This is a genomic window from Paeniglutamicibacter sp. GQ140 (assembly GCF_059759235.1).
In genome coordinates, this window is record NZ_JCAXDW010000002.1 from 430,795 (window position 1) to 454,131 (window position 23,337).

Sequence of the window (23,337 nt, forward strand, 5' to 3'; positions counted from 1 at the left end):
TACGCCTTAGCGGAAATCGTTGCCGAGATCGTAGTCATCCATGGCGATGGCGTGGAATTCCGGGCTGAGGCCCGGCTCCAGACCTTCGTAGTCCATGCCGGTGGAGAAAGCGGACTGTCCGGTGAACAGCGAAGCCTTCGCCGCCTCGGTCGGTTCCACGTTCACCTGGGTGTAGCGATCCAGGCCGGTGCCGGCCGGGATCAGCTTACCGATGATGACGTTTTCCTTCAGGCCGAGCAATGGATCGGACTTGCCTTCCATTGCGGCCTGGGTCAGGACACGCGTGGTCTCCTGGAAGGACGCGGCCGAGAGCCAGGAATCGGTGGCCAAGGAGGCCTTGGTGATACCCATCAGCTCGTCGCGACCCGATGCCGGACGCTTGCCCTCGGAGACGGCCTTACGGTTCTCCGACTGGAAGCGTGCCTTGTCCGCAAGCTCGCCCGGCAGCAAGTCGGTGTCGCCCGACTCGATGACGGTGATGCGGCGAAGCATCTGGCGAACGATGACTTCCACGTGCTTGTCGTGGATGCCAACGCCCTGGGACTGGTAGACCTCCTGGACTTCGCGGACGAGGAACTTCTGTGCCTCACGCGGGCCAAGAACTCGCAAGACCTGCTTCGGGTCGATGGCACCGGCAACCAGCTGCTGGCCAACGGCGACGGACTCGCCCTCGACGACCAACAGACGTGCACGACGCAGAACCGGGTAAGCGATCTCTTCGTCGCCGTTGTCCGGGGTGATCACGATGCGGAGCTGCTTTTCGCTGTCCTCGATCGTGACACGACCCGCAACCTCGGAGATCGGGGCGACACCCTTGGGTGTACGTGCCTCGAAGAGCTCCTGGATACGGGGCAGACCCTGGGTGATATCTTCCGCGGAAGCAGCACCACCGGTGTGGAAGGTACGCATGGTCAGCTGGGTACCGGGCTCACCAATGGACTGTGCGGCGATAATGCCCACTGCCTCACCGATGTCCACGGTCTTGCCGCTGGCCAGGGAACGACCGTAGCAAAGTGCACAGGTTCCAACGGCCGATTCACAGGTCAGCACGGAGCGGACCTTGATCTCGGTGACGCCGGCTGCGAACAGTTCGTCGATGAGCACGTCGCCCACGTCGGATCCACCCTCGGCCAGCACGGTGCCCGAGGCATCGGTCACGTCAGTGGCCAACGTACGGGTGTACGCCGAGTTCTCAACGGTTTCGTGCATACGCACGGTACCGATTTCGTCGGTGTAGGCAATCGGCACGTTCAGGCCGCGGCTGGTGCCGCAGTCGAGCTCGCGCACGATGACATCCTGCGAGACGTCCACCAGACGACGGGTCAGGTAACCCGAGTTGGCGGTCTTCAGCGCGGTATCGGCCAGGCCCTTACGGGCACCGTGGGTAGCGATGAAGTACTCGAGAACCGACAGGCCTTCGCGGTACGAAGACTTGATCGGACGCGGGATGATCTCGCCCTTAGGGTTGGACACCAGGCCACGGATACCGGCAATCTGGCGCAGCTGCAGCCAGTTACCACGAGCCTTGGAGGTCACCATTCGGTTAATGGTGTTCAGCTCTTCCATGCCGGCGCGCATTGCCTCGGCAACCTCGTCGGTCGCCTTGGTCCAGATGTCGATCAGGTCCTGGCGGCGTTCGGAGTCCGCAATCAGGCCCTTGTCGTACTGGGACTGCACGCGGGTTGCCTTTACCTCGTACGGTGCAAGGATGGCTGCCTTGTCCATGTTCGAGGTGATGTCCGAGATGGCTACGGTGACACCCGAGCGGGTGGCCCACTTGAAGCCGGCGTCCTTCAGGTTGTCCAGCGTTGCCGCCGTAACCACCTTCGGGTAGCGCTCGGCCAAGTCGTTGACGATCTCGGAGAGGGCATCCTTGCCGGCGACACGCTCAACCCACGGGTAGTCCGCGGGCAGGGTCTCGTTGAACAGCACCTGACCCAGCGAGGTTTCGATAAGCGCCTCGGTGCCCTCAACCCAGCCTTCCGGAGCCGGCTGTTCCGCGGACGGGACAAAGCCCGTGACGCGGATCTTCACCGGCGAGTTCAGGTGCAGCTCGCCGCGGTCCATGGCCATGATCGCCTCGGCGGCCGAGGAGAACGCACGACCGGCGCCCTTCTCGTCCAGGCGCTTGGTGGTCAAGTGGTGCAGACCGATGATCATATCCTGCGAAGGCAGGGCAACCGGGCGGCCGTCGGAGGGCTTCAGGATGTTGTTGCTCGAGAGCATCAGAATCCGGGCCTCTGCCTGTGCCTCGGGGCTCAGCGGCAGGTGGACTGCCATCTGGTCACCGTCGAAGTCGGCGTTGAAAGCAGCACAAACCAGCGGGTGCAGCTGAAGGGCCTTACCTTCAACCAACTGCGGTTCAAACGCCTGGATGCCCAAACGGTGCAGGGTAGGTGCACGGTTCAGCAACACCGGGTGCTCGGTGATGATCTCTTCGAGAACGTCCCAAACCTGCGGACGGTAACGCTCGACCATGCGCTTGGCGCTCTTGATGTTCTGGGCGTGGTTGAGGTCAACCAGGCGCTTCATCACGAACGGCTTGAAGAGCTCCAGCGCCATCTGCTTGGGCAGACCACACTGGTGCAGCTTCAGCTGCGGGCCGACCACGATGACCGAACGGCCCGAGTAGTCAACACGCTTGCCGAGGAGGTTCTGGCGGAATCGTCCCTGCTTGCCCTTGAGCATGTCGCTCAGGGACTTCAGCGGACGGTTGCCCGGACCGGTCACCGGACGGCCACGACGGCCGTTGTCGAAGAGCGAGTCCACAGCTTCCTGCAGCATGCGCTTTTCGTTGTTCACGATGATTTCCGGCGCGCCCAGGTCCAACAAGCGCTTGAGGCGGTTGTTGCGGTTGATGACGCGGCGGTACAGGTCGTTGAGGTCGGAGGTCGCGAAGCGGCCACCGTCCAACTGAACCATCGGGCGCAGTTCCGGCGGGATCACCGGGACGGCGTCCAGGACCATGCCCAACGGGGAGTTGGTGGTGGTCAGGAACGCGTTGACAACCTTGAGGCGCTTCAGGGCACGCGTCTTGCGCTGGCCCTTGCCGTTCTCGATGATCTCGCGAAGGAGCTCGGCTTCCGCTTCCATGTCGAAGCCCTCGAGGCGCTTCTTGATGGCTTCGGCGCCCATGGAGCCTTCGAAGTACAGTCCGTAGCGTTCGCGCAGCGAACGGAACAGGCCTTCGTCTCCCTCGAGGTCGGCGACCTTGAGGTTCTTGAAGCGGTCCCAGACCTGGTCAAGACGCTCGATGTCGGCGTCGGCGCGCTTGCGCACCTGGGCCATGGTCTTGTCGGCCAGGTCGCGGGCCTTCTTCTTCTCCGCTGCCTTGGCACCGTCGGCTTCGAGGGCAGCAAGCTGGTCCTCGAGGTCGCGGGCAATGGCGGCGATGTCGGAGTCGCGGGTGTCAACCAGCTGCTTGCGTTCCAGGTCATGCTGGGCCTGGAGGTTCGGCAGCTCGGCGTGGCGGCGCTCTTCATCAACGGCGGTGACCATGTAGGCCGCGAAGTAAATGATCTTCTCAAGATCCTTCGGGGCCAGGTCGAGCAGGTAGCCCAAGCGCGAGGGAACGCCCTTGAAGTACCAGATGTGGGTCACCGGGGCGGCGAGCTCGATGTGGCCCATGCGTTCGCGGCGGACCTTGGCACGGGTGACTTCGACGCCACAGCGTTCGCAAATGATGCCCTTGAAACGCACGCGCTTGTACTTGCCGCAGTTGCACTCCCAGTCACGGGTCGGACCGAAGATCTTTTCGCAGAAAAGACCGTCCTTCTCCGGCTTGAGGGTGCGGTAGTTGATGGTTTCGGGCTTCTTTACCTCGCCGTAGCTCCACCCGCGGATCTCGTCCGCAGTTGCCAGGCCGATGCGCATGAGGCCGAATGAGGATTCGCTGGACATATGGTCCTTATCTCTCTTCTAAGTTCTCTGAAGTCTAATTTGGTGAGGTGTTCGCGGATCCGGTGCGGATCCGCGCTCACCGTTGGGTCTGGAAGATGTCCAGTTCGGTGCCGTGTTCCCGGGCTGGGGAGCGATGCGGGCCCTTGGACCCCCAGCGCTCCCCCGACCCATGGACACGGGGTTGGAACTAGACCTCTTCGACGGAGTTCGGTTCCGACCGGGAAAGGTCGATGCCGAGTTCTTCCGCAGCCCGGAAGACTTCTTCGTCCGAGTCTCGCATTTCGATGGTGTTGCCGTCGGTTCCGAGGACCTCGACGTTCAAGCACAACGACTGCATTTCCTTGATCAGGACCTTGAACGATTCCGGAACGCCAGGCTCCGGGATGTTCTCGCCCTTGACGATCGCCTCGTAGACCTTCACGCGACCGTGGATGTCATCGGACTTGATCGTGAGCAGTTCCTGCAAGGTGTATGCGGCACCGTAGGCCTCCAGGGCCCACACTTCCATCTCACCAAAGCGCTGGCCACCGAACTGTGCCTTACCACCCAGCGGCTGCTGCGTGATCATGGAGTACGGGCCGGTGGAGCGGGCGTGGATCTTGTCGTCCACCAGGTGGTGGAGCTTCAAGATGTACATGTAGCCAACGGACACCGGGTCCGGGAACGGCTCGCCGGAGCGGCCGTCGAACAGACGGGCCTTGCCGGAGTTGCCGATCAGGCGCACGCCGTCACGGGTCACTGCCGTGTGGTCGAGCAGTCCGCGGATTTCGTCCTCCGAAGCACCATCGAAGACGGGGCTGGCAACCTTGGTGGATCCCATTTCACGCGGGAGCGCTGGCAGGTTCTTGACCCACTCCGGCTCGCCCTCGATCTTCCAGCCCTGCTTCGCGGCCCAGGCCAGGTGGATTTCCAGGACCTGTCCGACGTTCATTCGGCCCGGAACACCCAGCGGGTTCAGGACGATGTCGACGGCGGTTCCGTCTTCCAGGAACGGCATGTCCTCGATCGGCAGGATCTTGGAGATGACGCCCTTGTTGCCGTGGCGGCCAGCGAGCTTGTCACCGTTGGTGATCTTGCGCTTCTGGGCCACGTAAACGCGGACCAGCTGGTTGACGCCCGGGGGCAGGTCGTCGTCGTTGTCGCGATCGAAGATGCGAACGCCGATGACCACGCCGGACTCGCCGTGCGGCACCTTCAGGGAGGTGTCGCGCACTTCGCGGGACTTCTCACCGAAGATGGCGCGCAGCAGGCGCTCTTCCGGGGTCAGCTCGGTCTCGCCCTTGGGCGTGACACGGCCAACGAGGATGTCGCCTGCTTCAACCTCTGCACCGATGTGGATGATGCCGCGCTCGTCGAGCTGGGCAAGGATCTCTTCGGAGACGTTCGGGATGTCGCGGGTGATTTCCTCGGCACCGAGCTTGGTGTCGCGGGCATCAACTTCGTGCTCCTCGATGTGGATCGAGGTCAGCACATCGTCGGAGACCATGCGCTGGGAAAGGATGATTGCATCCTCGAAGTTGTGGCCTTCCCAGGACATGAACGCCACGAGGAGGTTCTTGCCCAGGGCGAGCTCGCCCTTGTCGGTGGACGGGCCGTCGGCAATGATCGAGTTGTAGTCAACCCGGTCGCCCTCGGAAACCATCACGCGCTGGTTGTAGGCGTTGCCCTGGTTGGAGCGGGCAAACTTCATGATCGGGTAGGCCGTCTCGGTGCCGTCGTCGTTCATGACGGTGACCAGGTCGGCCGAGACCTCGGAGACGACGCCGCCGGTGGAGGCAACGACGGAATCGCCGGCATCCACTGCAGCGAACTTCTCCATGCCGGTGCCCACGAGCGGGGACTCGGAGGCCAGCAGCGGCACGGCCTGGCGCTGCATGTTGGCGCCCATCAGTGCGCGGTTGGCATCGTCGTGCTCGAGGAACGGAATCAGGGCGGTTGCCACCGACACCATCTGGCGCGGGGAAACGTCCATGTATTCGATCTCGCGCGGTTCGGCGATGACCGGCTCGCCGCCACCACCCTTTTCGCGGACCAGGACGCCCTCTTCGATGAAGTGACCGTCTTCGCTCAGCGGCGCGTTGGCCTGCGCAATGAAGCACTCGAGCTCGTCGTCGGCGGTCAGGTAGTCGATCTGGCCGGTGACCCGGCCGTCGACGACCTGGCGGTACGGGGTTTCGATGAAGCCGAAGGCGTTGATGCGGCCGTAGGTCGCCAACGAACCGATCAGGCCAATGTTCGGGCCTTCAGGGGTTTCAATCGGGCACATGCGTCCGTAGTGGGACGGGTGGACGTCTCGAACTTCCATGCCTGCACGGTCACGGGACAAACCGCCCGGGCCCAGCGCGGAAAGACGACGCTTGTGCGTCAGACCGGCCAGCGGGTTGTTCTGGTCCATGAACTGCGAGAGCTGGGAGGTTCCGAAGAACTCCTTGATCGCTGCAACAACCGGGCGGATGTTGATCAGCGTCTGCGGGGTGATTGCCTCGACGTCCTGCGTGGTCATGCGTTCGCGAACGACGCGCTCCATGCGGGAGAGGCCCGTGCGGACCTGGTTCTCGATCAATTCGCCAACGGCGCGGATACGACGGTTGCCGAAGTGGTCGATGTCATCGATGCTCACGGTCAGGTCGACGGGCTTGCCGTCGCGGATGCCCGGGGTGGTCTTCTCGCCGGCGTGCAGCGCCACCAAGAACTTGATCATCGCGACGATGTCGTCGATGTTCAGGACCGAGGCGTCGGGGCTGTTCAGCGGGGTGTCAACACCGAGCTTGCGGTTGATCTTGTAACGACCAACCTTGGCCAGGTCGTAGCGCTTCGCCTCGAAGTAGAGGTTCTTCAGCAACGCCTGTGCAGCATCGACCGTCGGCGGTTCGCCCGGGCGAAGCTTGCGGTAGATATCCAGGAGTGCTTCTTCCTGGGTATCGGTGGTGTCCTTCTCGAGGGTGGCACGGATCGAGTCGTACTGCCCGAACTCCTCGAGGATGCGGCCTTCGGTCCAGCCAAGGGCCTTGAGAAGAACCGTGACCGACTGCTTGCGCTTGCGGTCAAGGCGGACGCCGACCTGGTCGCGCTTGTCGATTTCCAGTTCGAACCAGGCACCGCGCGACGGGATGATCTTCGCGGTGAAGATGTCCTTGTCGCTGGTCTTGTCCGGGGTGCGCTCGAAGTAGGCGCCCGGGGAACGAACGAGCTGGGACACCACGACACGCTCGGTGCCGTTGATGATGAAGGTGCCCTTGTCGGTCATCAGCGGGAAGTCGCCCATGAACACGGTCTGCTGCTTGATTTCGCCCGTGTTGTTGTTCATGAACTCGGCCTTGACGTACAGCGGAGCCGCGTACGTTGCGTCGCGGTCCTTGCACTCGGCCATGGTGTACTTTGGGTCAGCAAATTCCGGCTCCGAGAAGCTCAGGGACATGGTCTCCTGGAAGTCTTCAATCGGGGAGATCTCTTCGAAGATCTCGGCCAGGCCGGAGATGCTGGCTACACTGGTGTCACCAATGGTCTGGGCGTATGCCAGACGGTTCTTCCAGCGCTCGTTGCCGATGAGCCAGTCGAAGCTCTCGGTCTGCAGCGCCAGCAGGTTTGGGACGTCAAGTGGTTCGTGAATCTTTGCAAAAGAAAGTCGGCCAGCATATTCCGCGCTGCGGGCCGAACTAGCGGTTTGGTTGTTAGAGGTGCTCGAGGCGACCAAGATGGATCCTTCCACAGACCGTCAGGTTTCCGGCGTCGTCTCTCTGTGAAGAGTTTCACTGATCACAGCACCGCTGAGCAGGCCCACCGCTATATGAAGGCCGGAGATGAAAAGAGAAGACGCAAAGTTCCACGTTACACGATGCGACCTACCATGTCCAGCGGTCCGCTTGCAACCCGGCACCCCAGCCCGGGATTGGGCTGAGAGATCCATCACGGTTAACTGGAAACCATGTGGCGCAAACCACAGCGCGCTAGCCTAGAGGTAAGTACTGATTCCCGGTAACCCCTGAAAGCGAGAGTTCGATCATGTCCTCACCACGAGACGCAGTGCTGGTCGCCGGCGCCCGCACGCCCTTCGGCCGGCTCAACGGCCAACTTGCCAGCCTGAGCGCCGTCGACCTGGGTGCCGCCGCCATCCGTGGCGCGCTTGAACGATCCGGGGTCCCATCCGGCGACGTGGAGGCAGTGATCATGGGCCACGTGGTGCAGGCCGGCTGCGGCCAGAACCCCGCGCGCCAGAGTGCCATAGCGGCCGGGATCGGCTGGGACGTCAATGCCACCACCTTGAACAAGGTCTGTCTCTCCGGCCTGGCCGCCATCACGGATGCCGCAAGGCTGATTCGCGTCGGCGATGCCGACGTCGTGGTTGCCGGCGGACAAGAATCCATGACGCAAACCCCGCACCTGCTGCCCGGTTCCCGCCAGGGCTGGACCTACGGAAACATCTCGGCCATCGACTCGGTCGCCAACGATGGGCTGACAGACGCCTTTGACGGCAATTCCATGGGTGTGAGCACCGAAACGAAGAACTCGGTCCTGGGGCTGACCCGCACCCAGCAGGACGAGGTTGCGGCGGCCTCACACCAGCGCGCCGCGGCCGCCATCGAATCGGGCGTCTTTGCGGAGGAAATCGTTCCGCTCAGTATTCCGCAGCGCAAGGGCGACGCCTTGCTGATCGACACGGACGAGGGAATCCGCCCGAACACGACGCTCGAGACCCTGGCGGGGTTGAGCCCGGCGTTCGCCAAGGACGGCACCATTACCGCGGGAAACTCCTCTCCCCTGTCCGACGGAGCTGCCGCCGTCATCGTCACCTCACGCGAATACGCCCAGTCCCACAACCTTGAGATCCTGGCGACCATCGGAGCGGCCGGCCAGGTCGCCGGCCCGGACAATTCGCTGCATTCGCAGCCGTCAAATTCGATTGCCGCGGCCCTGAAGAACCAGGGATGGCAGACCTCGGACCTCGACTTCATCGAGATCAACGAGGCATTCGGGGCCGTGGCTTGCCAGTCCCTGAAAGACCTTGGATACCCGCTGGAAAAGACCAACATCCACGGAGGCGCCATTGCGCTGGGGCACCCGATCGGCGCCTCCGGTGCGCGCCTGGCCCTGACCGCCGCCCTGGAGCTCAAGCGCCGCGGCTCGGGCAAGACGGCGGTCAGCCTATGTGGCGGCGGCGGCCAGGGCGACGCCCTGCTACTGAGTCGCGAGGCCTAGGGCCTTGGCCGATCCGTTGCCCGCAGGCGTGGAACGCATGCGCCAGGACGCGGCCAGGCGCGGGCTGGACGTCGAGGTCGTTTCCCGCCCGCCAGCCCGAAGCCTGGCGGAGGCCGCGGCGCTCTTGGGCGTCGAACCGCGGGAGATCATCAAGTCGCTGGTAGTCAAGCACAAGGACGGATCGTTCTTTTTCGCCCTGATTCCCGGAGACAGGGTCATTTCCTGGCCGAAGTTGCGCTCCCTGCTGGGCGTGAACAAGTTGTCAATGCCTCACTCCGACGTTGCCTTTGCGGCGACGGGATATGAGCGCGGCACCATCACCCCGCTGGGTTCGAGTACGCCGTGGCCTGTCTACGCCGACGTGGGAGTCGAGCCGGGTCGCATCTGCATCGGGGCCGGGGCCCACGGGCATTCGGCCTTCGTGGATTCAACGGCGTTGATCGCCGCCCTGGGGGCGACGGTCGCGGACATCAGCGACCGCGAGCCGGTGTCCCAGCCTTCTTCCTGAGGGCAAGACGGGTGCCCAGGTAGCCCAAACCCCTGGTGGTGGCCGCCGCCAGGGGTTTGGCCAAGGGCCGTTCGATGAAGCGATTGACCATGAAGGCCGCCAAGAACACGATCCCCATGACCAGCGGCAGGGTGGCGTACTGCCCCAGCAACGGCGTGAAATGGTCGATCATCCACCAGCCCCAGATCTGGTGCAGGAGGTAAACCGGGTAGGTCAGTGCCCCAAGGATCCCCAGGAATCTCCACTGCACGTTACCCAGGCGCGTGAGCGACAGCAGGGCTACCGCGGCAAAAAGACCTACCATGATGGCCCAGTAGTGCCAGGCCGGGACCACATAGCCCACCAGTTCCAGGGCCTCGGCGGGACCCTTCACTCCGGTGAAATAGGCGGCAATTCCGACGTTTAGCGCCAGCACCGACCAGCGCAAGATGCTGTGCCCGAAACGGTAGATCATGAACAACATGATCCCGCCGCAAAAGAGAGGGGCGTATTCACTCATGAGGTTCTCGACCGCCACCTCACGGTCCATGAGGTCTGCTGCCAGGCCCAGCACTGGCCAGATGACGGCGAGGATGGTCATGCCCCGGATGGTAAGCAGCCGCAAGACAATAAGCGCGAGAATGAGCAGGTAGAAGCGCATCTCGACCCACAGCGTCCAGTAGACCCCGTCGATGTGCCGCAGTTCCATGAGCGGATGGAACATGGTGAGGTTCGCTACGAGTTCCTTGGCGCCTAGCCCGGATCCCAGTTGGGGCCACATGACGATGACCAGGAATCCCGTCGTCAACACCGCGAACCAGTAGGCCGGGTACAACCGGCCTACCCGCGATCCGACAAACCGCCCGGCGCTCTTCCCGTAGGCGGACAGCAGGATGACGAAACCGCTGATGATGAAAAACAGCTGAACGCCCATGTTGCCATAAACGGTGAGCTTTGAGAGGACGGGCCAAGCGTCCTTGGCCGCGGCGGTGCCCCAGAATCCGTGGTGCCAGGCCGTGTAGTGGAAAAGGACCACGAGGGCAGCTGCGACGAATCGCAGGCCGTCGAGCAGGGCCAGTCGGGGTGGCCTTCGAGCACTTGACGCGGTGGTTTCGGCCCCCTGCTTCGGGATCGCCGTTGCCGGGGCGTCGATGAGCGCCGTTCCGTTGCTCGACATCGCTGCTCTCCCTACATTTGCGCCAAGTTCGTTACCTATCTGTTATCTACGATATCAAAAAACATTAGTATCGCGGAGGCAAGTGGTAAGTGTCACCGAAAACACGGCAAAACCACAAGTCTTTTTCGAGTGCAATCGGCGTTAAAAGACCGCTGGCCCGCAGAACCAAAATGGTTCTGCGGGCCAGCGGTTAGGGAGCGAAGAGTTACTTGACAGTAACGGTTGCGCCGGCAGCCTCGAGGGCTTCCTTTGCCTTTTCTGCAGCTTCCTTGGTGGCGCCTTCCAGGACAGCCTTCGGAGCCGAGTCAACGACCTCCTTGGCTTCCTTCAGACCCAGCGAAGTCAGGGCGCGAACTTCCTTGATCACTGCGATCTTCTTGTCGCCGGCTGCTTCGAGGATAACGTCGAATTCAGTCTGCTCTTCGGCTTCAGCGGCACCAGCGGCCGGGCCGGCAACTGCAACAGCAGCTGCGGAGACCTCGAAGGTCTCCTCGAAGGTCTTTACGAACTCGGAGAGCTCGATGATGGTCATTTCCTTGAAGGCTTCCAAGAGCTCTTCGGTGGACAGCTTAGCCATGATGGGCAGCCTTTCCGTCGGCGGCACATAAGTGCCGCAAGTTACTTGAGTGAGGGGTTGAAGAAAGCTTAGGCTTCTTCGGTGGCGGCTTCGGCAACAGGTGCCTCGGCCTCGGCAGGTGCTTCAGCAGCGCCACCGTTTGCTTCTTCGAGCTTGACGCGCAGTGCTTCGATGGTGCGGACTGCGGCGGAAGCCGGAGCCTGCAGCACACCGGCAACACGTGCCAGCTGGAACTCACGCGATTCAAGTGCTGCCAGTGCGGCAACCTCGGCTGCGTCAAGGGCCTTGCCCTCGAAGTAACCGGTCTTGATGATGAGCTGCTTGTTTTCCTTAGCGAAATCCGTGAGGCTCTTAGCGGCAGCAACTGCGTCGCCCTTAATAAAGGCGATAGCAGTCGGACCAGCAAGCTGGCCTTCGAATGCTTCGATGCCGGCTTCCTTTGCTGCGATACCAGTCAAGGTGTTCTTCACAACCGCGTACTTGGTATCTGCACCAAGTGAACGGCGAAGCTGCTTGAGCTGCGCAACAGTAAGCCCACGGTATTCGGTCAGGACAGCGGCGGTCGACTCCTTGAAGTCGGCGGTGATTTCCTCTACTGCGGAAACCTTAGTCGGCGTTGCCATAACACTCCTTCCGGGGTATAGATCTGATAACCAGTCGATCCAGCCCGGCCAGGAGTACTGACATAAAAAACGCCCCATGCAGATGCACGGGGCGGAAAGCACGCAAATAAATGCGGGAGATTCACTTCGTTCACCTGCGCAGGTCGTCCTTTGTGGGACTTTCGGAGTCTTGCGGCGTGAACAGCAATCCTCGACCGACGGTCTTCGGTATCACCAAGCCTAACAGCGTGGCGCCCCTGGCTCCAAATCGGAGCCAGGTGTTGTAGGCAACTTCCCCGAGGGGCGAACCTGCCGTGGACAGACGACAGGCCCCTCAGGTTCCGCAACTTGGGGGATAGCGGAAGGGAGGGGCCCGTCTATGCAGCAATGCAACTTGGGGGAACGCATTGCTGCGGTAACACGCTCGGGCGGGGCTTGGGGTCTCCGCCATGGAGCGCGTGGTGACGTAGTCACCTGGCCGCGATCAGATCGCGACCCCTTAACCATATCAGGAATGTGGCATCCCACAACTCACAATTTTGGCGATTAAGCGAATTCGCGCCGAGTCGGCCCGAGATTCCGCCACGCACTGCCCGCAGTCGGGCGTCGTGCCAAGACCTCTTCACTGCTCCACAGCCCGGCTCCTCAGGCAGAACCACCGTGCTGCATCCGGAGGGCTGTGATGGGGATTGCCGCGCCTCGACCCTGGAGCTTGAGGCACGGTGCCCGGCCGGGCGTTTGTGGTCTGCACGACCCGAAGTCGGACGCGGGCACCGGGTCAGTCATTCGAGGTGGCTTCGAGCCGCCATCACCAGGACGAATCGGGGCCGGCCCGATTCGTCCTGGTGCATCGGTTAAACGACCGGACCCGGCACCAATCCCCCGTGGGGATGGTGCCGGGTCCGGAACGCAGAGGCGCTATTAGGCCTCGGAAAGCACGCGGGTCACGTTCGCATCGACCGGGACGCCCGGGCCGAAGGAGGTGGCCACGGTGGCCTTGGTGATGTAGCGGCCCTTGGAAGAGGAAGGCTTCAAACGAAGAACCTCGTCCAGTGCTGCTGCGTAGTTTTCTGCAAGCTTCTGCGCATCGAAGGAAACCTTGCCGATGATGAAGTGCAGGTTCGAGTGCTTGTCGACGCGGAAGTCGATCTTGCCACCCTTGATCTCGTTGACGGCCTTGGCGACATCCATGGTCACGGTACCGGTCTTCGGGTTCGGCATCAGGTTACGGGGACCCAAGACCTTACCCAAGCGGCCGACCTTGCCCATGAGGTCAGGGGTTGCAACCGCTGCGTCGAAGTCGGTCCAGCCGCCGGCGATCTTGGCGATCAGGTCGTCCGAGCCAACGAAGTCGGCGCCGGCTGCAATTGCAGCTTCTGCCTTGTCGCCGTTTGCGAACACGAGGACACGGGCGGTCTTGCCGGTGCCGTGGGGAAGGATCACGGTGCCGCGAACCATCTGGTCAGCCTTGCGAGGGTCAACGCCCAAGCGGAAAGCAACCTCAACGGTCTCGTCTGCCTTCGAGAAGGCGATCTCCTTGGCGAGGGCAACTGCCTCGGCCGGAGCGTAGAACTTGTCTTCTTCGATCTTCGCCGCGGCGGCTACGAATGCTTTACTGCGCTTTGCCATCTGCTTTTTCTCCTTATGCAGTCGTGGTCATGTATGGGTCGCGCGCGACCCTGCCACTTGCAATGCGGTGCGCCGGATTCATCCGGCTGGTTCCGCATCGACTTGGTTGTTTTGGGGGTGCGTTCCCGGAATTCCAGGCGCGCGGGTGTGGAAGGCGGAATTAGCCTTCTACGGTGATGCCCATCGAGCGGGCGGTGCCGGCGATGATCAGGGCAGCAGCCTTGATGTCGTTGGCGTTGAGGTCTTCCATCTTCACGGTGGCGATTTCCTCAACCTGTGCCTGGGTCAGCTTGGCAACCTTGACGGTGTGCGGGGTAGCGGAACCCTTGGGCACGCCTGCGGCCTTCTTGATGAGCTCAGCTGCCGGCGGGGTCTTGGTGATGAAGGTGAAGGAACGGTCTTCGTAGACAGTAATTTCAACCGGAACCACGTTGCCGCGCTGCGACTCGGTGGCGGCGTTGTACGCCTTGCAGAATTCCATGATGTTGACGCCGTGCTGACCAAGCGCCGGGCCGATCGGAGGTGCCGGGTTGGCGGCGCCTGCCTGGATCTGCAGCTTGATGAGTCCGGTGACCTTTTTCTTGGGGGCCATGTCGGGTCCTTCTTCTTTTGCGTTGCCCCGATGCACAGGAGCGTGCCTCGGGGGGTTGACCGCCGTGGCGCGGCGGCCGAGTCATGCCGATTTCCCGGTAAAGCAAACCGGGAAGGCACGAAGTCTTTAATGTTACTGGATCTTGGTGACCTGGCTGAACGACAGGGTCACGGGGGTCTCGCGCTCGAAGATCGAGACCAGGACGACCAAGGTGGAGGACTCCAGCTTGATCTCGCTGATCGTTGCCGGCAACGTCTCGAACGGGCCATCATTGACGATGACCGATTCGCCGACCTCGAAGTCGACGTGGACCTCGGTGATCGGGGCGCGGCCGGCCTTCGTGTGCTCGCCCTCTTCTTCGGTGACGATGGTGTGCTCGAGCATCGAGAAGACTTCCTCAAGACGCAGCGGCACGGGATCGTGGGCGTTGCCGACGAAGCCGGTGACACCGGGAGTGTGGCGAACCGCACCCCAGGAGGCGTCGGTCAATTCCATGCGGACCAAGACGTAGCCGGGGATCCGAACGCGGCGCACGATCTTGCGCGTGGTGTTCTTGATCTCGACGACCTCTTCCATCGGGACCTGGATTTCATAAATGAAATCCTCCATCCCCAGGGTCTGGATACGGGTCTCGAGGTTCACCTTGACGCGGTTTTCGTAACCGGCGTACGAGTGGATGACGTACCAGTCGCCGGGCTGGCGGCGAAGCTTGGTGCGGAATTCTTCAATGGGATCCACGGCCGGGGCTTCCTCGGCTGCGGCATCCTGCTCGGCATCCTCGGGAGCCTGCTCGGCGTCCTCGGAAACCTCGGGAGCCTGCTCGGCGTCCTCGGAAACGACGGAATCGGCCGACACCTGATCGGTATCAGCCTCTACTGCCTGGCCTTCGAATTCTTCGGTGGCCTGCGGTTCGAGTTCCTGCTCGGACACTGCGGTTCCTGCTTTCTGTTACTGGTTCACCAGAAGTGTGGGGCGAATGGTCCCGTGTTACTGTTCGGGCGAATTGGTGAAGATGAGAATTGATCCGTTTCCGAACACGAAATCCAGGGCGGAAATGATCAGCATCATCAACACCACAAAGGCGATGACTACCAAGGTGTAGTTGACCAGCTCACTGCGGGTCGGGGTGACGACCTTCTTCAGCTCGGAAATCATCTGACGGAAGAAGAGGGCCATGCCCGCGAAGAAACCGGCTTTCGACGGCTTCTTGTTGTGCCCAGCGCCGTGCGAATCGCTCGCAGTCGTTTCGGTCACCGATTCCTCGTTTCAGATTATCCCACTTGAAACAATCACGGTGTGCCGCAGCCGTATCGACCACAACACACCGTGACGTGAATATTCGCCGAGCAACCGTAGATGATTGCCACTGCGCAGGGCAGACAGGACTCGAACCTGCAACCTGCGGTTTTGGAGACCGCTGCGCTACCAATTGCGCCACTACCCTTCGAGCATAATGCTCGCGGACCATCAAATCCATTGCGGACTTGGTGCTCCAGATGTTTTCCAACACCGAGGAACAAGTCTACGCAAAGAATGTGCCGATTGTCGAACCGGGCACTCCGGGCCCGGCTTCATGCGCAATTTGGCACCGAATCGTGACTGCTAGGTTGGGTTCATGCTCCCCCCGACACCCCGGAACGCCGGCCCGGACCATGCCGGCGCCCTGATCCTATTGGTCTTTGCAGGCGGCTCCGTACTCGATGCCATCCTGCGCACCACCTCACGCTATTCGCCTGCCGCAGGATTCCTGCCGCAGCTGCTGCTGGCAGCAGTCCCACTGTTCATTGCCCTCGGCGCCTGGGCGTCCCTGCGCAACCGCCGGGATCTCTCCGGGCACCTGTTGCTGCAATTGCTGCTGGCAATCGCCATAGGCATCCTCACCATGCGATCGCCCCTTCCGCTGTCTTGGTACCTCGGCATCGGGTTGGTCCTTTGGGCGATGCGCCTGGGAGTGAACCTGCTGACGTGGGTGGGAACCGGACTGCTGGTGCTGGTTGCCGGCGCGCAACTCGGGTTGATCTCCTACACCGGGGTCCTCTTCCTGCCCTTCGTGGCAACCCCGGCCCTCTTCCTGGGGGCGGCGGCCTACGTCCAGTGGCACCAGGTGCGCCACCGGCAGCAGGAGGCGGACCCCGCGGCCGATTTGGCCAGCGAACTGCATCGGAAGCGCTACGGCCGCGAGCCCGGCCTGTAGCCCGCAACCGACCCGCCGCACCGGCAAGTTCGTCGGCTTTAACCCTTGCCCGACATGGGCGCCGCGACGCGACGCTTCACACTCGCCCGGCGCGTCCCCAAAAAATCGTGCTCCCACCACTGCGCCCACTAAGCTTGACTCATACGTTCACCCACAACTCCCTTCCAGGAAGCGACGACATGGCACGCATTTCCCGACGTATCGGGTCCATCGCAGAATCCGCCACACTGGCCGTAGACGGCAAGGCCAAGGCCTTGAAGGCGGCGGGACGTCCCGTCATCGGCTTTGGCGCCGGCGAACCGGATTTCCCCACCCCCGACTACATCGTTGAGGCCGCGGTAGCCGCGGCCCGCAACCCCAAGTACCACCGCTACTCCCCCGCGGCCGGGCTGCCGGAACTGCGCGCGGCCATCGCGGAAAAGACCATGCGCGACTCGGGCTACCGGATCGATGCCTCCCAGGTCATGGTCACCAACGGCGGCAAGCAGGCCGTGTACAACGCGTTTGCCACCCTGCTGGATCCGGGAGACGAGGTCATCGTGCCCGCCCCCTACTGGACCACCTACCCCGAGGCGATCCGCCTGGCCGGCGGTGTCCCCGTCGAGGTGTTCGCCGGCCCCGAGCAGGGCTACAAGGTCACCATCGACCAGCTTGAGGCAGCGCTCACCGAGAAGACCAAGGTGCTGCTCTTCGTCTCCCCGTCGAACCCGACCGGTGCCGTGTACTCCCCGGAACAGGTCGCCGAGATCGGCCGCTGGGCCGCGTCCAAGGACCTCTGGGTCATCACCGACGAGATCTACGAACACCTGACCTACGACGATGCGGTGTTCACCTCGATCGCCACCGCCGCCCCGGAACTGGGCGACAAGGTCATCATCCTCAACGGCGTGGCCAAGACCTACGCCATGACGGGCTGGCGCGTGGGGTGGATGGCAGGGCCCCTGGACGTCATCAAGGCAGCCACGAACCTGCAGTCGCACGCGACCTCCAACGTCTCGAACGTCTCGCAGATCGCCGCGCTGGCAGCCGTGTCCGGCCCGCTGGATGCCGTGGCCGAGATGCGTACCGCCTTTGACCGCCGCCGCAAGGCCATGGTCTCCGCGCTGAACGCCATCGACGGCGTGAACTGCCCCGTCCCCGAGGGCGCGTTCTACGCGTACTCGGATGTGCGCGGGCTGCTGGGCCGCGAAATCCGCGGCGTCGTGCCCAACACCAGCGCCGAGCTGGCAGCGCTGATCCTGGAACAGGTGGAGGTGGCGGTGGTCCCGGGCGAGGCGTTTGGCCCCTCGGGCTACATCCGCATGTCCTACGCGCTGGGCGATGCCGACCTGGCCGAGGGCGTGGGCCGCCTGGCCACCCTGCTGGGCGAGGCCAAGTAGGGGCCGGAAGGCCTGGCCGGATCTTCCGGCAGATATTCGACGGCCGGTGGCCGGGTCCTGGATTCCAGGGCCCGGCCACCGGCCTTTTGGCTGCCCGCACGAGGTGCCCTGCGGGTGCCCGGGGCTAGAGGATCCGGCGGTCCACGGCCCAGCGGGTGAGTTCATGCCGGTTGGAGAGCTGGAGCTTGCGCAGCACCGAGGAAACGTGGGTTTCCACGGTCTTGACCGAGATGAACAGGTCCTTGGCGACCTCCTTGTAGCTGTAGCCGCGCGCGATCAGGCGCATCACCTCCAGTTCGCGGGCACTGAGCAGATCCAGTTCCTCGTCGGCGCTGATCGCCGCCTGCGTGCCGAAGGCGTCGAGCACGAAGCCGGCCAGCCGCGGGGAGAACACCGCGTCGCCGCCCGCCACCCGCAGCACCGCATCGGAGATTTCCGCACCCGAGATCGACTTGGTGACGTACCCGCGGGCCCCGGCACGGATCACCGTGACCACGTCCTCCGCGGCGTCGGAGACGCTCAGCGCCAGGAACTTCACCTGCGGAAATACATCCACGCAGCCGGCGAGCACCTCCGCGCCGCCGCCCCCGCGCCCGCCCGGCAGGTGCACGTCGAGCAGCACGACGGCCGGCATTTCCCGGTGCACCACCGCGACGGCGTCCTCGACCGTTGCGGCCTCGCCGACAACTTCCACGCGCGCGTCGAGGTCGGCTTTGAGCCCGGAGCGGAAGATCCCGTGGTCATCGACCACCACCACGCGCACCGGGGCGATCGCGGGGTCCTGGGTTGGCTCAGTCATTGTCTTCTCCGTCGTCTACATCCATGGACAGGTGCACCTCGGTGCCCTCCTCATTGCTCTTGATGGTGGCGTGGCCGCCGTTGCGTTCCATGCGCCCGATGATCGATTCGCGCACGCCGTGCCGGTCCGCCGACACCGCGTCGGGATCGAAGCCGTCGCCGCGGTCGCGCACGAACACCTCGATGCGCTGCTGGCCCGCCTCCACGTACACCGAGATGGTGCCGCCGGCGTGCTTGGCGGCGTTGGCCATGGCCTCCCGCGTGGCCTGCAGGAGCGCGTCGTGCTGCGGCAGCCCGGTGCGTTCCCCGACGCCGACCATGTCGATGGACACCAGGTAGAGTTCCTCGATCTCCCCGGCGGCGGCGCGGATCGCCGCGGCAATGCCGTCCGCGCTGCGCTCGTGCTCGTCGTAGAGCCAGGAGCGCAGTTCGCGTTCCTGGGCGCGGGCCAGGGTGAGGACCTTGGCGGGGTCCGCGGCGCGCTTCTGGATCAGGGCCAGGGTCTGGAGCACCGAGTCGTGCAGGTGCGCGGCGATGTCGGCGCGCTCCGCCGCGCGCACGCGGTTGGTGCGCTCGGAGACGAAGTCGCGCCAGAAGCGCAGCGCCCAGGGCAGCAGCACCAGCAGCAGGCCGGCGATGACCGCCACCGCCACGGCGAGCCCGGACAGCAGCGAGCCCACGCCCACTGCCCCGCTGAAGAGCAGCAGCACCCCGGCCACCACCAGCCCGACGCCCACCAACAGGCGGGTGATCCCGGCGGCGCCCAGCGCCCCGGTGCTCCTGCGCAACCCGGCGCGCCCGCCCTCGTCCAGCTGCATCCAGGCCAGCACGGCACCGGCGATGACCACGAGCACCGGCCACACCAGGTCCCAGCGGATGGAGACGCCCAGCAGCTGCGCTCCGGCGAGCCCCGCCACCAGCAGCAGCGCGATCCCGATGACGACCTGGCGCAACGAGGCCTGGCGGGCGGCACCCAGCGGGTCCTCCGCCTCGGCCGACTTCGGGGCCAGCCCCTCGGCCAGGGTGAAGCGGCGGGTTCCGGTGCCGCGGGCGGCGTCGCGTTGCGCATCCCCCGCGCTCGGCACAAAGATCCACAACCAGGCGTAGAGCACCACCCCGGCGCCGGCGAGCAGGGCCGCAAGCACGAAGCCGATGCGCACCCAGGATGCCTTCAGTCCCAGATGGGCGGCAACACCTGAACACACCCCGGCAATGATGCGGGTCTCCCCGCGCAGCAGCGCGGGACGGAGAGGTGTTTGGCTCATGTATCCATCCAAGCACGCCCGCGGGCCGGTTGGGGCCCGCGGGCGTGGATCCCGGGGTTGGCCTCAGGGTTCAATCAGGGGCGACCCCCATAGCGGCGGCACCCGGGCAGGCACGAGGATTGAGGCATGAGAGAAGCATCAATGGAACACGGGTTTTTCCGCTGGGTGAGGGAACTGGGGCTGCAACGCGGCGAGGACCACTGGGTCGGCGGCGTCGCCTCCGGGGTGGCGCAGCGCTTCGGCATCTCCCCCATACTGGTGCGCGGCGCTTTTGTGGCGCTGTGCTTTGTCGCCGGCCTGGGGTTGCTGGTCTATGGCGTCGGCTGGGCATTGATGCCCGGTCCCGACGGTAAGATCCACGTGCAGGAGGCAATCGCGGGGCGCTGGAGCAGCGGCATGAGCGGGGCAGTGGTCTTCACCGTCGTCGGCGCCGTGAGCTCCCCCGCACTCTTTGGATGGTGGGACGGCGGCTTCTGGACGCTGCTGGTGATCGCCGGCATCGCCTTCCTGGTCTTTTCCCGGCGCGGAAGCTTCGCCGGGGGGACGCAGCCGCCCGGGACCCCGACACCGGCAGGTCCCGCCGACTTCCAGTCCGCCACGCCGCCGTCCACCGCGGCCCATTCCCCGGCCCCGGGCACCGCCGGCCCAACGCCGGTGGTCTCGGCAACCACGGTCATTCTCCCGGGCACCGTGCAAGAGGGTCCCGAACCCCGGGGCGCGGCCGGAAATGCAGATGAACCGGGCAATTCCGATGACCCCGACGATCCCGCATCAACGAACAAGCCCGCGGAAGCCGCCGACCCGGCGGGGACCGGGGCACCGACCACGCCGCTGCCCGGCACCCGGCAGGGAACCGGACCCAACCCCCAGGAGCACACCATGCCACTGCCATCACCCGAGGCCCCAGCCTTCCCGGGTCGCGCGACGGGCCCCGGCAACCAGCCGCCTGCCGCCGGATTCGGCCCGCCGCCCACCGCCCCGCTCCCGGGTTCGGCCGCCCCGTGGCCCGGCAAATCGCCGAAGCCGGTGCGCCACAAGGCGCTGCCGGGCTATGCGGCAACCATTGTGCTGGGGCTCGCGGTGCTCCTGTTCGCCTTGGTCACCGGCCTGTCCCACCTGGGGCTGCTCGAGCTTCCGGCCGACGCAGTCGCGGTGGGGTTCGCCGTCGCACTGATCGTCATAGCCTTGGGACTCATCGGTGCGGCGCTGAACCAGCGCACCGGAGGGGCACTTGTCGGCTTCGGGATCGTCGCGCTGATCTTCTCCCTGCTCTGGGGCGGCGGATCGCTGCGCGATTCCGGACCCATGAACGGATTCATGGGAATCACCAGCACCGACGGCGACGGCACCACCAACGTCTTCAACTCCGGGGAGCTTGACCTGCGCTCCTACTCGACCATCACCTCCGACACCACCGTGAAGCTCGACAACGTCTTCTCCTCCATGAAGTTGACTGTCCCGGACAACATCCCGGTGGTCATCGATTCGCAGGGCGCCTTCGGCTCGATGCAGGTCAACGGGGCCAACACCGGAATCCGCGACGGCGAAACCGTGCTCAATGCCGACAGGGGCGGCCCCGAACTGCGCCTGGAGATCGACGGGGCATTCAGCAGCATCCAAATCAACGTAGAGAAGGCCGAGGTTGCACCATGAGCCAGCACACCGAACAACAGCACTCCGCGGGCGAGCCGGCCGGGCAGTTCCCCACCGGGACCCTGGTCTTCGGCCTGATCCTGCTGGCCATCGGCATCGCCCTGCTCGCGGGCCTGCTGCTGAACTTCCAGATCAGCGCGCCGCTGCTCTTCATCTCCCTTCTCGGCGGTGCAGGGGTGATCCTGATCGTCGCCGGCATCCTGGCCGCGCGCCGCACCGAGTGAATCGGGCAGCACCGCACCCGCAGTTCACAGCAAATTCCCGCCCCGGCATGAAAGACTTTGACACCATGGACACCTTTTTCAATTCCCTTCGCTCGATCCCCTTCCGCCGCGGCCCCAAGCGGATGGTCGCCGGCATAGCCGGGGGCATCTCCGAGAAGTTCGGCTGGGACGTCACCCTGGTCCGCATCGGGCTGCTGCTCAGCTTCCTGCTGCCGGTCCTGGGCATCGGGGCCTACCTCGTCGCCTGGCTGCTGCTTCCGGCGCAGGACGACACCATCGTGCTGCAGAAGCTGATCCGCAAGGTCAGCTAGCGCACGCCAGCACCGCGCACCACCCGGCCGCCCGCCCTCCCCCCGCCACCAGGCGCGGGGCCGGCGGGCGGCGCTGCGTGGGCCGGAAGGGCCCGCCCCGGCGTAGCACTTTGGCTTGGTGTTGGCGATCACATGTGCCCGGTGGCTAGACTGGTGGCTGGCGAGCCCAGCGTCGCGCTCCATCACCACACCACCGCCCCGGCACCGCAACGCGCTGCCGCGGTGATCGAGCAGCGAAGGAATTGAGTGAGCATGCGCATCGGGATCATGACCAGTGGCGGGGACTGCCCCGGATTGAACGCCGTCATCCGCGGGGCCGTCCTGAACGGCATCAAGAGCTACGACCACGAGTTCGTGGGATTCCGCGACGGCTGGCGCGGGGTCAAGGACGGGGACTTCGTCGAACTCCCCCGCACCGCGGTCCGCGGCATCTCCAAGCAGGGCGGCACCATCCTGGGCACCTCGCGCACCAACGCCTTCGACGGCGAGAACGGCGGGGCGGCGAACATCGCCGCGACGCTGCAGCGCCTCGGCGTGGACGCGTTGATCGCCATCGGCGGCGAGGGCACCCTGGCCGGGGCCAAGCGGCTGACCGACGCCGGGCTGAAGATCGTCGGCGTGCCCAAGACCATCGACAACGACCTGGACGCCACCGACTTCACCTTCGGCTTCGACACCGCCAACCAGATCGCCGTGGAGGCCATCGACCGGCTGCGCACCACCGGCGAATCCCACCACCGCTGCATGATCGCCGAGGTCATGGGCAGGCACGTGGGCTGGCTGGCGCTGCACGCGGGCCTGGCCACCGGCGCGCACGCAATCCTGATCCCCGAGCAGTCAACCACCATGGAACAGATCTACGCCTGGGTGCGCGAGGCCCACGACCGCGGGCGCGCGCCGCTGGTGGTGGTGGCAGAGGGCTTCGTGCCCGAGGGCGCCGAGGGGGCGTTCTCCGAGCGCGGGCTTGACGCCTTCGGCCGCCCGCGCCTGGGCGGCATCGGCGAGCAGCTGGCCCCCTTCATCGAGGACGCCACCGGCATCGAGACCCGGGCCACGGTGCTCGGGCACATCCAGCGCGGCGGGGTGCCCAGCGCCTTTGACCGCGTGCTGGCCACGCGCCTGGGCATGGCGGCGGTGGATTCGGTGTCCGACGAGGCCTGGGGGTCGATGGTCTCGCTGCGCGGCACCAAGATCAACCGGGTGCCGTTCCAGGCGGCGCTGAACAACCTCAAGCGGGTCCCGCAGGACCGCTACGACGAGGCACGGATCCTCTTCGGCTGAGTCCCGCCGCCGGCGCCCGGGCGTTTTGCGCGCCACGGGGACCCTCCGGCGGCCCGCTCCTGCACTAGGCTC

19 protein-coding genes and 1 tRNA gene are annotated in these 23,337 nt (G+C 64.6%); 8 read left to right on the plus strand and 12 right to left on the minus strand.

The genetic code is table 11. From position 1 onward, the window contains the following. Positions 1-6: 6 nt before the first annotated feature. Both AC6CHY_RS04770 and rpoB read right to left on the minus strand, forming a co-directional pair. The gene (locus AC6CHY_RS04770) at positions 7-3,900 is read right to left on the minus strand and encodes a DNA-directed RNA polymerase subunit beta' (RefSeq protein WP_217389414.1); all 3,894 of its coding nucleotides are present in this window, start codon (positions 3,898-3,900) and stop codon (positions 7-9) included. Between the two features lie 187 nt (positions 3,901-4,087). Continuing rightward, positions 4,088-7,594, minus strand: coding sequence for a DNA-directed RNA polymerase subunit beta (gene rpoB / locus AC6CHY_RS04775; protein WP_498225742.1), 3,507 nt, complete (start codon positions 7,592-7,594; stop codon positions 4,088-4,090). A gap of 308 nt (positions 7,595-7,902) precedes the next feature. Here rpoB and AC6CHY_RS04780 point away from each other — a divergent pair, with 308 nt between their 5' ends. Beyond that, positions 7,903-9,096: an acetyl-CoA C-acetyltransferase gene (locus AC6CHY_RS04780; protein ID WP_498225743.1), complete on the plus strand. Its 1,194-nt coding sequence runs from the start codon at positions 7,903-7,905 to the stop codon at positions 9,094-9,096. 37 nt (positions 9,097-9,133) lie between these two features. Then, the gene (locus tag AC6CHY_RS04785) at positions 9,134-9,604 is read left to right on the plus strand and encodes an aminoacyl-tRNA deacylase (RefSeq protein WP_498225769.1); all 471 of its coding nucleotides are present in this window, start codon (positions 9,134-9,136) and stop codon (positions 9,602-9,604) included. On the opposite strand, the gene AC6CHY_RS04790 is transcribed toward AC6CHY_RS04785, so the two are convergent. The 8 genes from AC6CHY_RS04790 to AC6CHY_RS04825 form a co-directional block, all read right to left on the minus strand. After that, complete coding sequence (locus AC6CHY_RS04790; protein WP_498225744.1) at positions 9,567-10,760, minus strand: acyltransferase family protein; 1,194 nt, start codon at positions 10,758-10,760, stop codon at positions 9,567-9,569. The two genes, AC6CHY_RS04785 and AC6CHY_RS04790, sit on opposite strands and share 38 nt — an antisense overlap. 205 nt (positions 10,761-10,965) lie before the next feature. After that, positions 10,966-11,337, minus strand: a complete 372-nt coding sequence (gene rplL, locus AC6CHY_RS04795) for a 50S ribosomal protein L7/L12 (protein ID WP_132358704.1) — start codon at positions 11,335-11,337, stop codon at positions 10,966-10,968. A gap of 68 nt (positions 11,338-11,405) precedes the next feature. Continuing rightward, on the minus strand, positions 11,406-11,960 hold the full coding sequence (gene rplJ, locus AC6CHY_RS04800; protein WP_217389410.1) for a 50S ribosomal protein L10: 555 nt from the start codon (positions 11,958-11,960) through the stop codon (positions 11,406-11,408). 900 nt (positions 11,961-12,860) lie between these two features. Beyond that, on the minus strand, positions 12,861-13,568 hold the full coding sequence (gene rplA / locus AC6CHY_RS04805) for a 50S ribosomal protein L1 (RefSeq protein WP_217389409.1): 708 nt from the start codon (positions 13,566-13,568) through the stop codon (positions 12,861-12,863). Between the two features lie 160 nt (positions 13,569-13,728). Next, positions 13,729-14,160: a 50S ribosomal protein L11 gene (gene rplK / locus AC6CHY_RS04810; RefSeq protein WP_217389408.1), complete on the minus strand. Its 432-nt coding sequence runs from the start codon at positions 14,158-14,160 to the stop codon at positions 13,729-13,731. Positions 14,161-14,292: 132 nt separating this feature from the next. Beyond that, positions 14,293-15,090, minus strand: a complete 798-nt coding sequence (gene nusG / locus AC6CHY_RS04815) for a transcription termination/antitermination protein NusG (protein WP_217389407.1) — start codon at positions 15,088-15,090, stop codon at positions 14,293-14,295. A gap of 57 nt (positions 15,091-15,147) precedes the next feature. Beyond that, positions 15,148-15,414 carry a preprotein translocase subunit SecE gene (gene secE / locus AC6CHY_RS04820; protein WP_217389406.1) on the minus strand — a complete coding sequence of 89 codons (267 nt, stop codon included), beginning with the start codon at positions 15,412-15,414 and terminating at the stop codon, positions 15,148-15,150. A 117-nt stretch (positions 15,415-15,531) separates the two neighbouring features. After that, positions 15,532-15,604: transfer RNA gene (locus AC6CHY_RS04825), tRNA-Trp, on the minus strand. Between the two features lie 171 nt (positions 15,605-15,775). Here AC6CHY_RS04825 and AC6CHY_RS04830 point away from each other — a divergent pair. Both AC6CHY_RS04830 and AC6CHY_RS04835 read left to right on the plus strand, forming a co-directional pair. Beyond that, positions 15,776-16,354 (plus strand): hypothetical protein, encoded by a 579-nt coding sequence (locus tag AC6CHY_RS04830; RefSeq protein ID WP_217389405.1) that lies wholly within the window; start codon positions 15,776-15,778, stop codon positions 16,352-16,354. A gap of 179 nt (positions 16,355-16,533) precedes the next feature. After that, entirely contained in the window at positions 16,534-17,733 is a 1,200-nt protein-coding gene (locus AC6CHY_RS04835; protein ID WP_217389404.1) for a pyridoxal phosphate-dependent aminotransferase, read from the plus strand. Positions 17,734-17,857: 124 nt separating this feature from the next. Here AC6CHY_RS04835 and AC6CHY_RS04840 read toward each other — a convergent pair whose 3' ends face one another. Next, entirely contained in the window at positions 17,858-18,532 is a 675-nt protein-coding gene (locus tag AC6CHY_RS04840; RefSeq protein WP_217389403.1) for a LuxR C-terminal-related transcriptional regulator, read from the minus strand. Continuing rightward, positions 18,525-19,796: an ATP-binding protein gene (locus tag AC6CHY_RS04845; RefSeq protein ID WP_217389402.1), complete on the minus strand. Its 1,272-nt coding sequence runs from the start codon at positions 19,794-19,796 to the stop codon at positions 18,525-18,527. The genes AC6CHY_RS04840 and AC6CHY_RS04845 overlap by 8 nt, the downstream gene beginning before the upstream one ends. Positions 19,797-19,922: 126 nt before the next feature. Between AC6CHY_RS04845 and AC6CHY_RS04850 the strand changes: the two genes are divergently transcribed. From AC6CHY_RS04850 to AC6CHY_RS04865, 4 genes are all read left to right on the plus strand, one after another. Continuing rightward, the gene (locus tag AC6CHY_RS04850; protein ID WP_498225748.1) at positions 19,923-21,449 is read left to right on the plus strand and encodes a PspC domain-containing protein; all 1,527 of its coding nucleotides are present in this window, start codon (positions 19,923-19,925) and stop codon (positions 21,447-21,449) included. Beyond that, positions 21,446-21,673: a hypothetical protein gene (locus AC6CHY_RS04855; protein WP_217389400.1), complete on the plus strand. Its 228-nt coding sequence runs from the start codon at positions 21,446-21,448 to the stop codon at positions 21,671-21,673. The genes AC6CHY_RS04850 and AC6CHY_RS04855 overlap by 4 nt, the downstream gene beginning before the upstream one ends. A 65-nt stretch (positions 21,674-21,738) precedes the next feature. Beyond that, the gene (locus AC6CHY_RS04860) at positions 21,739-21,984 is read left to right on the plus strand and encodes a PspC domain-containing protein (RefSeq protein WP_217389399.1); all 246 of its coding nucleotides are present in this window, start codon (positions 21,739-21,741) and stop codon (positions 21,982-21,984) included. A 252-nt stretch (positions 21,985-22,236) separates the two neighbouring features. After that, positions 22,237-23,265 (plus strand): 6-phosphofructokinase, encoded by a 1,029-nt coding sequence (locus AC6CHY_RS04865; protein WP_217389520.1) that lies wholly within the window; start codon positions 22,237-22,239, stop codon positions 23,263-23,265. Positions 23,266-23,337 lie beyond the last annotated feature (72 nt).

Bases quoted from the DNA above. Each gene is read 5' to 3' on its own strand.
- AC6CHY_RS04770 (WP_217389414.1), bottom strand. From the start codon at position 3,900: ATGTCCAGCGAATCCTCATTCGGCCTCATGCGCATCGGCCTGGCAACT.
- AC6CHY_RS04780 (WP_498225743.1), top strand. From the start codon at position 7,903: ATGTCCTCACCACGAGACGCAGTGCTGGTCGCCGGCGCCCGCACGCCC.
- AC6CHY_RS04785 (WP_498225769.1), top strand. From the start codon at position 9,134: ATGCGCCAGGACGCGGCCAGGCGCGGGCTGGACGTCGAGGTCGTTTCC.
- AC6CHY_RS04790 (WP_498225744.1), bottom strand. From the start codon at position 10,760: ATGTCGAGCAACGGAACGGCGCTCATCGACGCCCCGGCAACGGCGATC.
- rplL (WP_132358704.1), bottom strand. From the start codon at position 11,337: ATGGCTAAGCTGTCCACCGAAGAGCTCTTGGAAGCCTTCAAGGAAATG.
- rplJ (WP_217389410.1), bottom strand. From the start codon at position 11,960: ATGGCAACGCCGACTAAGGTTTCCGCAGTAGAGGAAATCACCGCCGAC.
- rplA (WP_217389409.1), bottom strand. From the start codon at position 13,568: ATGGCAAAGCGCAGTAAAGCATTCGTAGCCGCCGCGGCGAAGATCGAA.
- rplK (WP_217389408.1), bottom strand. From the start codon at position 14,160: ATGGCCCCCAAGAAAAAGGTCACCGGACTCATCAAGCTGCAGATCCAG.
- AC6CHY_RS04830 (WP_217389405.1), top strand. From the start codon at position 15,776: ATGCTCCCCCCGACACCCCGGAACGCCGGCCCGGACCATGCCGGCGCC.
- AC6CHY_RS04835 (WP_217389404.1), top strand. From the start codon at position 16,534: ATGGCACGCATTTCCCGACGTATCGGGTCCATCGCAGAATCCGCCACA.
- AC6CHY_RS04840 (WP_217389403.1), bottom strand. From the start codon at position 18,532: ATGACTGAGCCAACCCAGGACCCCGCGATCGCCCCGGTGCGCGTGGTG.
- AC6CHY_RS04845 (WP_217389402.1), bottom strand. From the start codon at position 19,796: ATGAGCCAAACACCTCTCCGTCCCGCGCTGCTGCGCGGGGAGACCCGC.
- AC6CHY_RS04850 (WP_498225748.1), top strand. From the start codon at position 19,923: ATGAGAGAAGCATCAATGGAACACGGGTTTTTCCGCTGGGTGAGGGAA.
- AC6CHY_RS04855 (WP_217389400.1), top strand. From the start codon at position 21,446: ATGAGCCAGCACACCGAACAACAGCACTCCGCGGGCGAGCCGGCCGGG.
- AC6CHY_RS04860 (WP_217389399.1), top strand. From the start codon at position 21,739: ATGGACACCTTTTTCAATTCCCTTCGCTCGATCCCCTTCCGCCGCGGC.
- AC6CHY_RS04865 (WP_217389520.1), top strand. From the start codon at position 22,237: ATGCGCATCGGGATCATGACCAGTGGCGGGGACTGCCCCGGATTGAAC.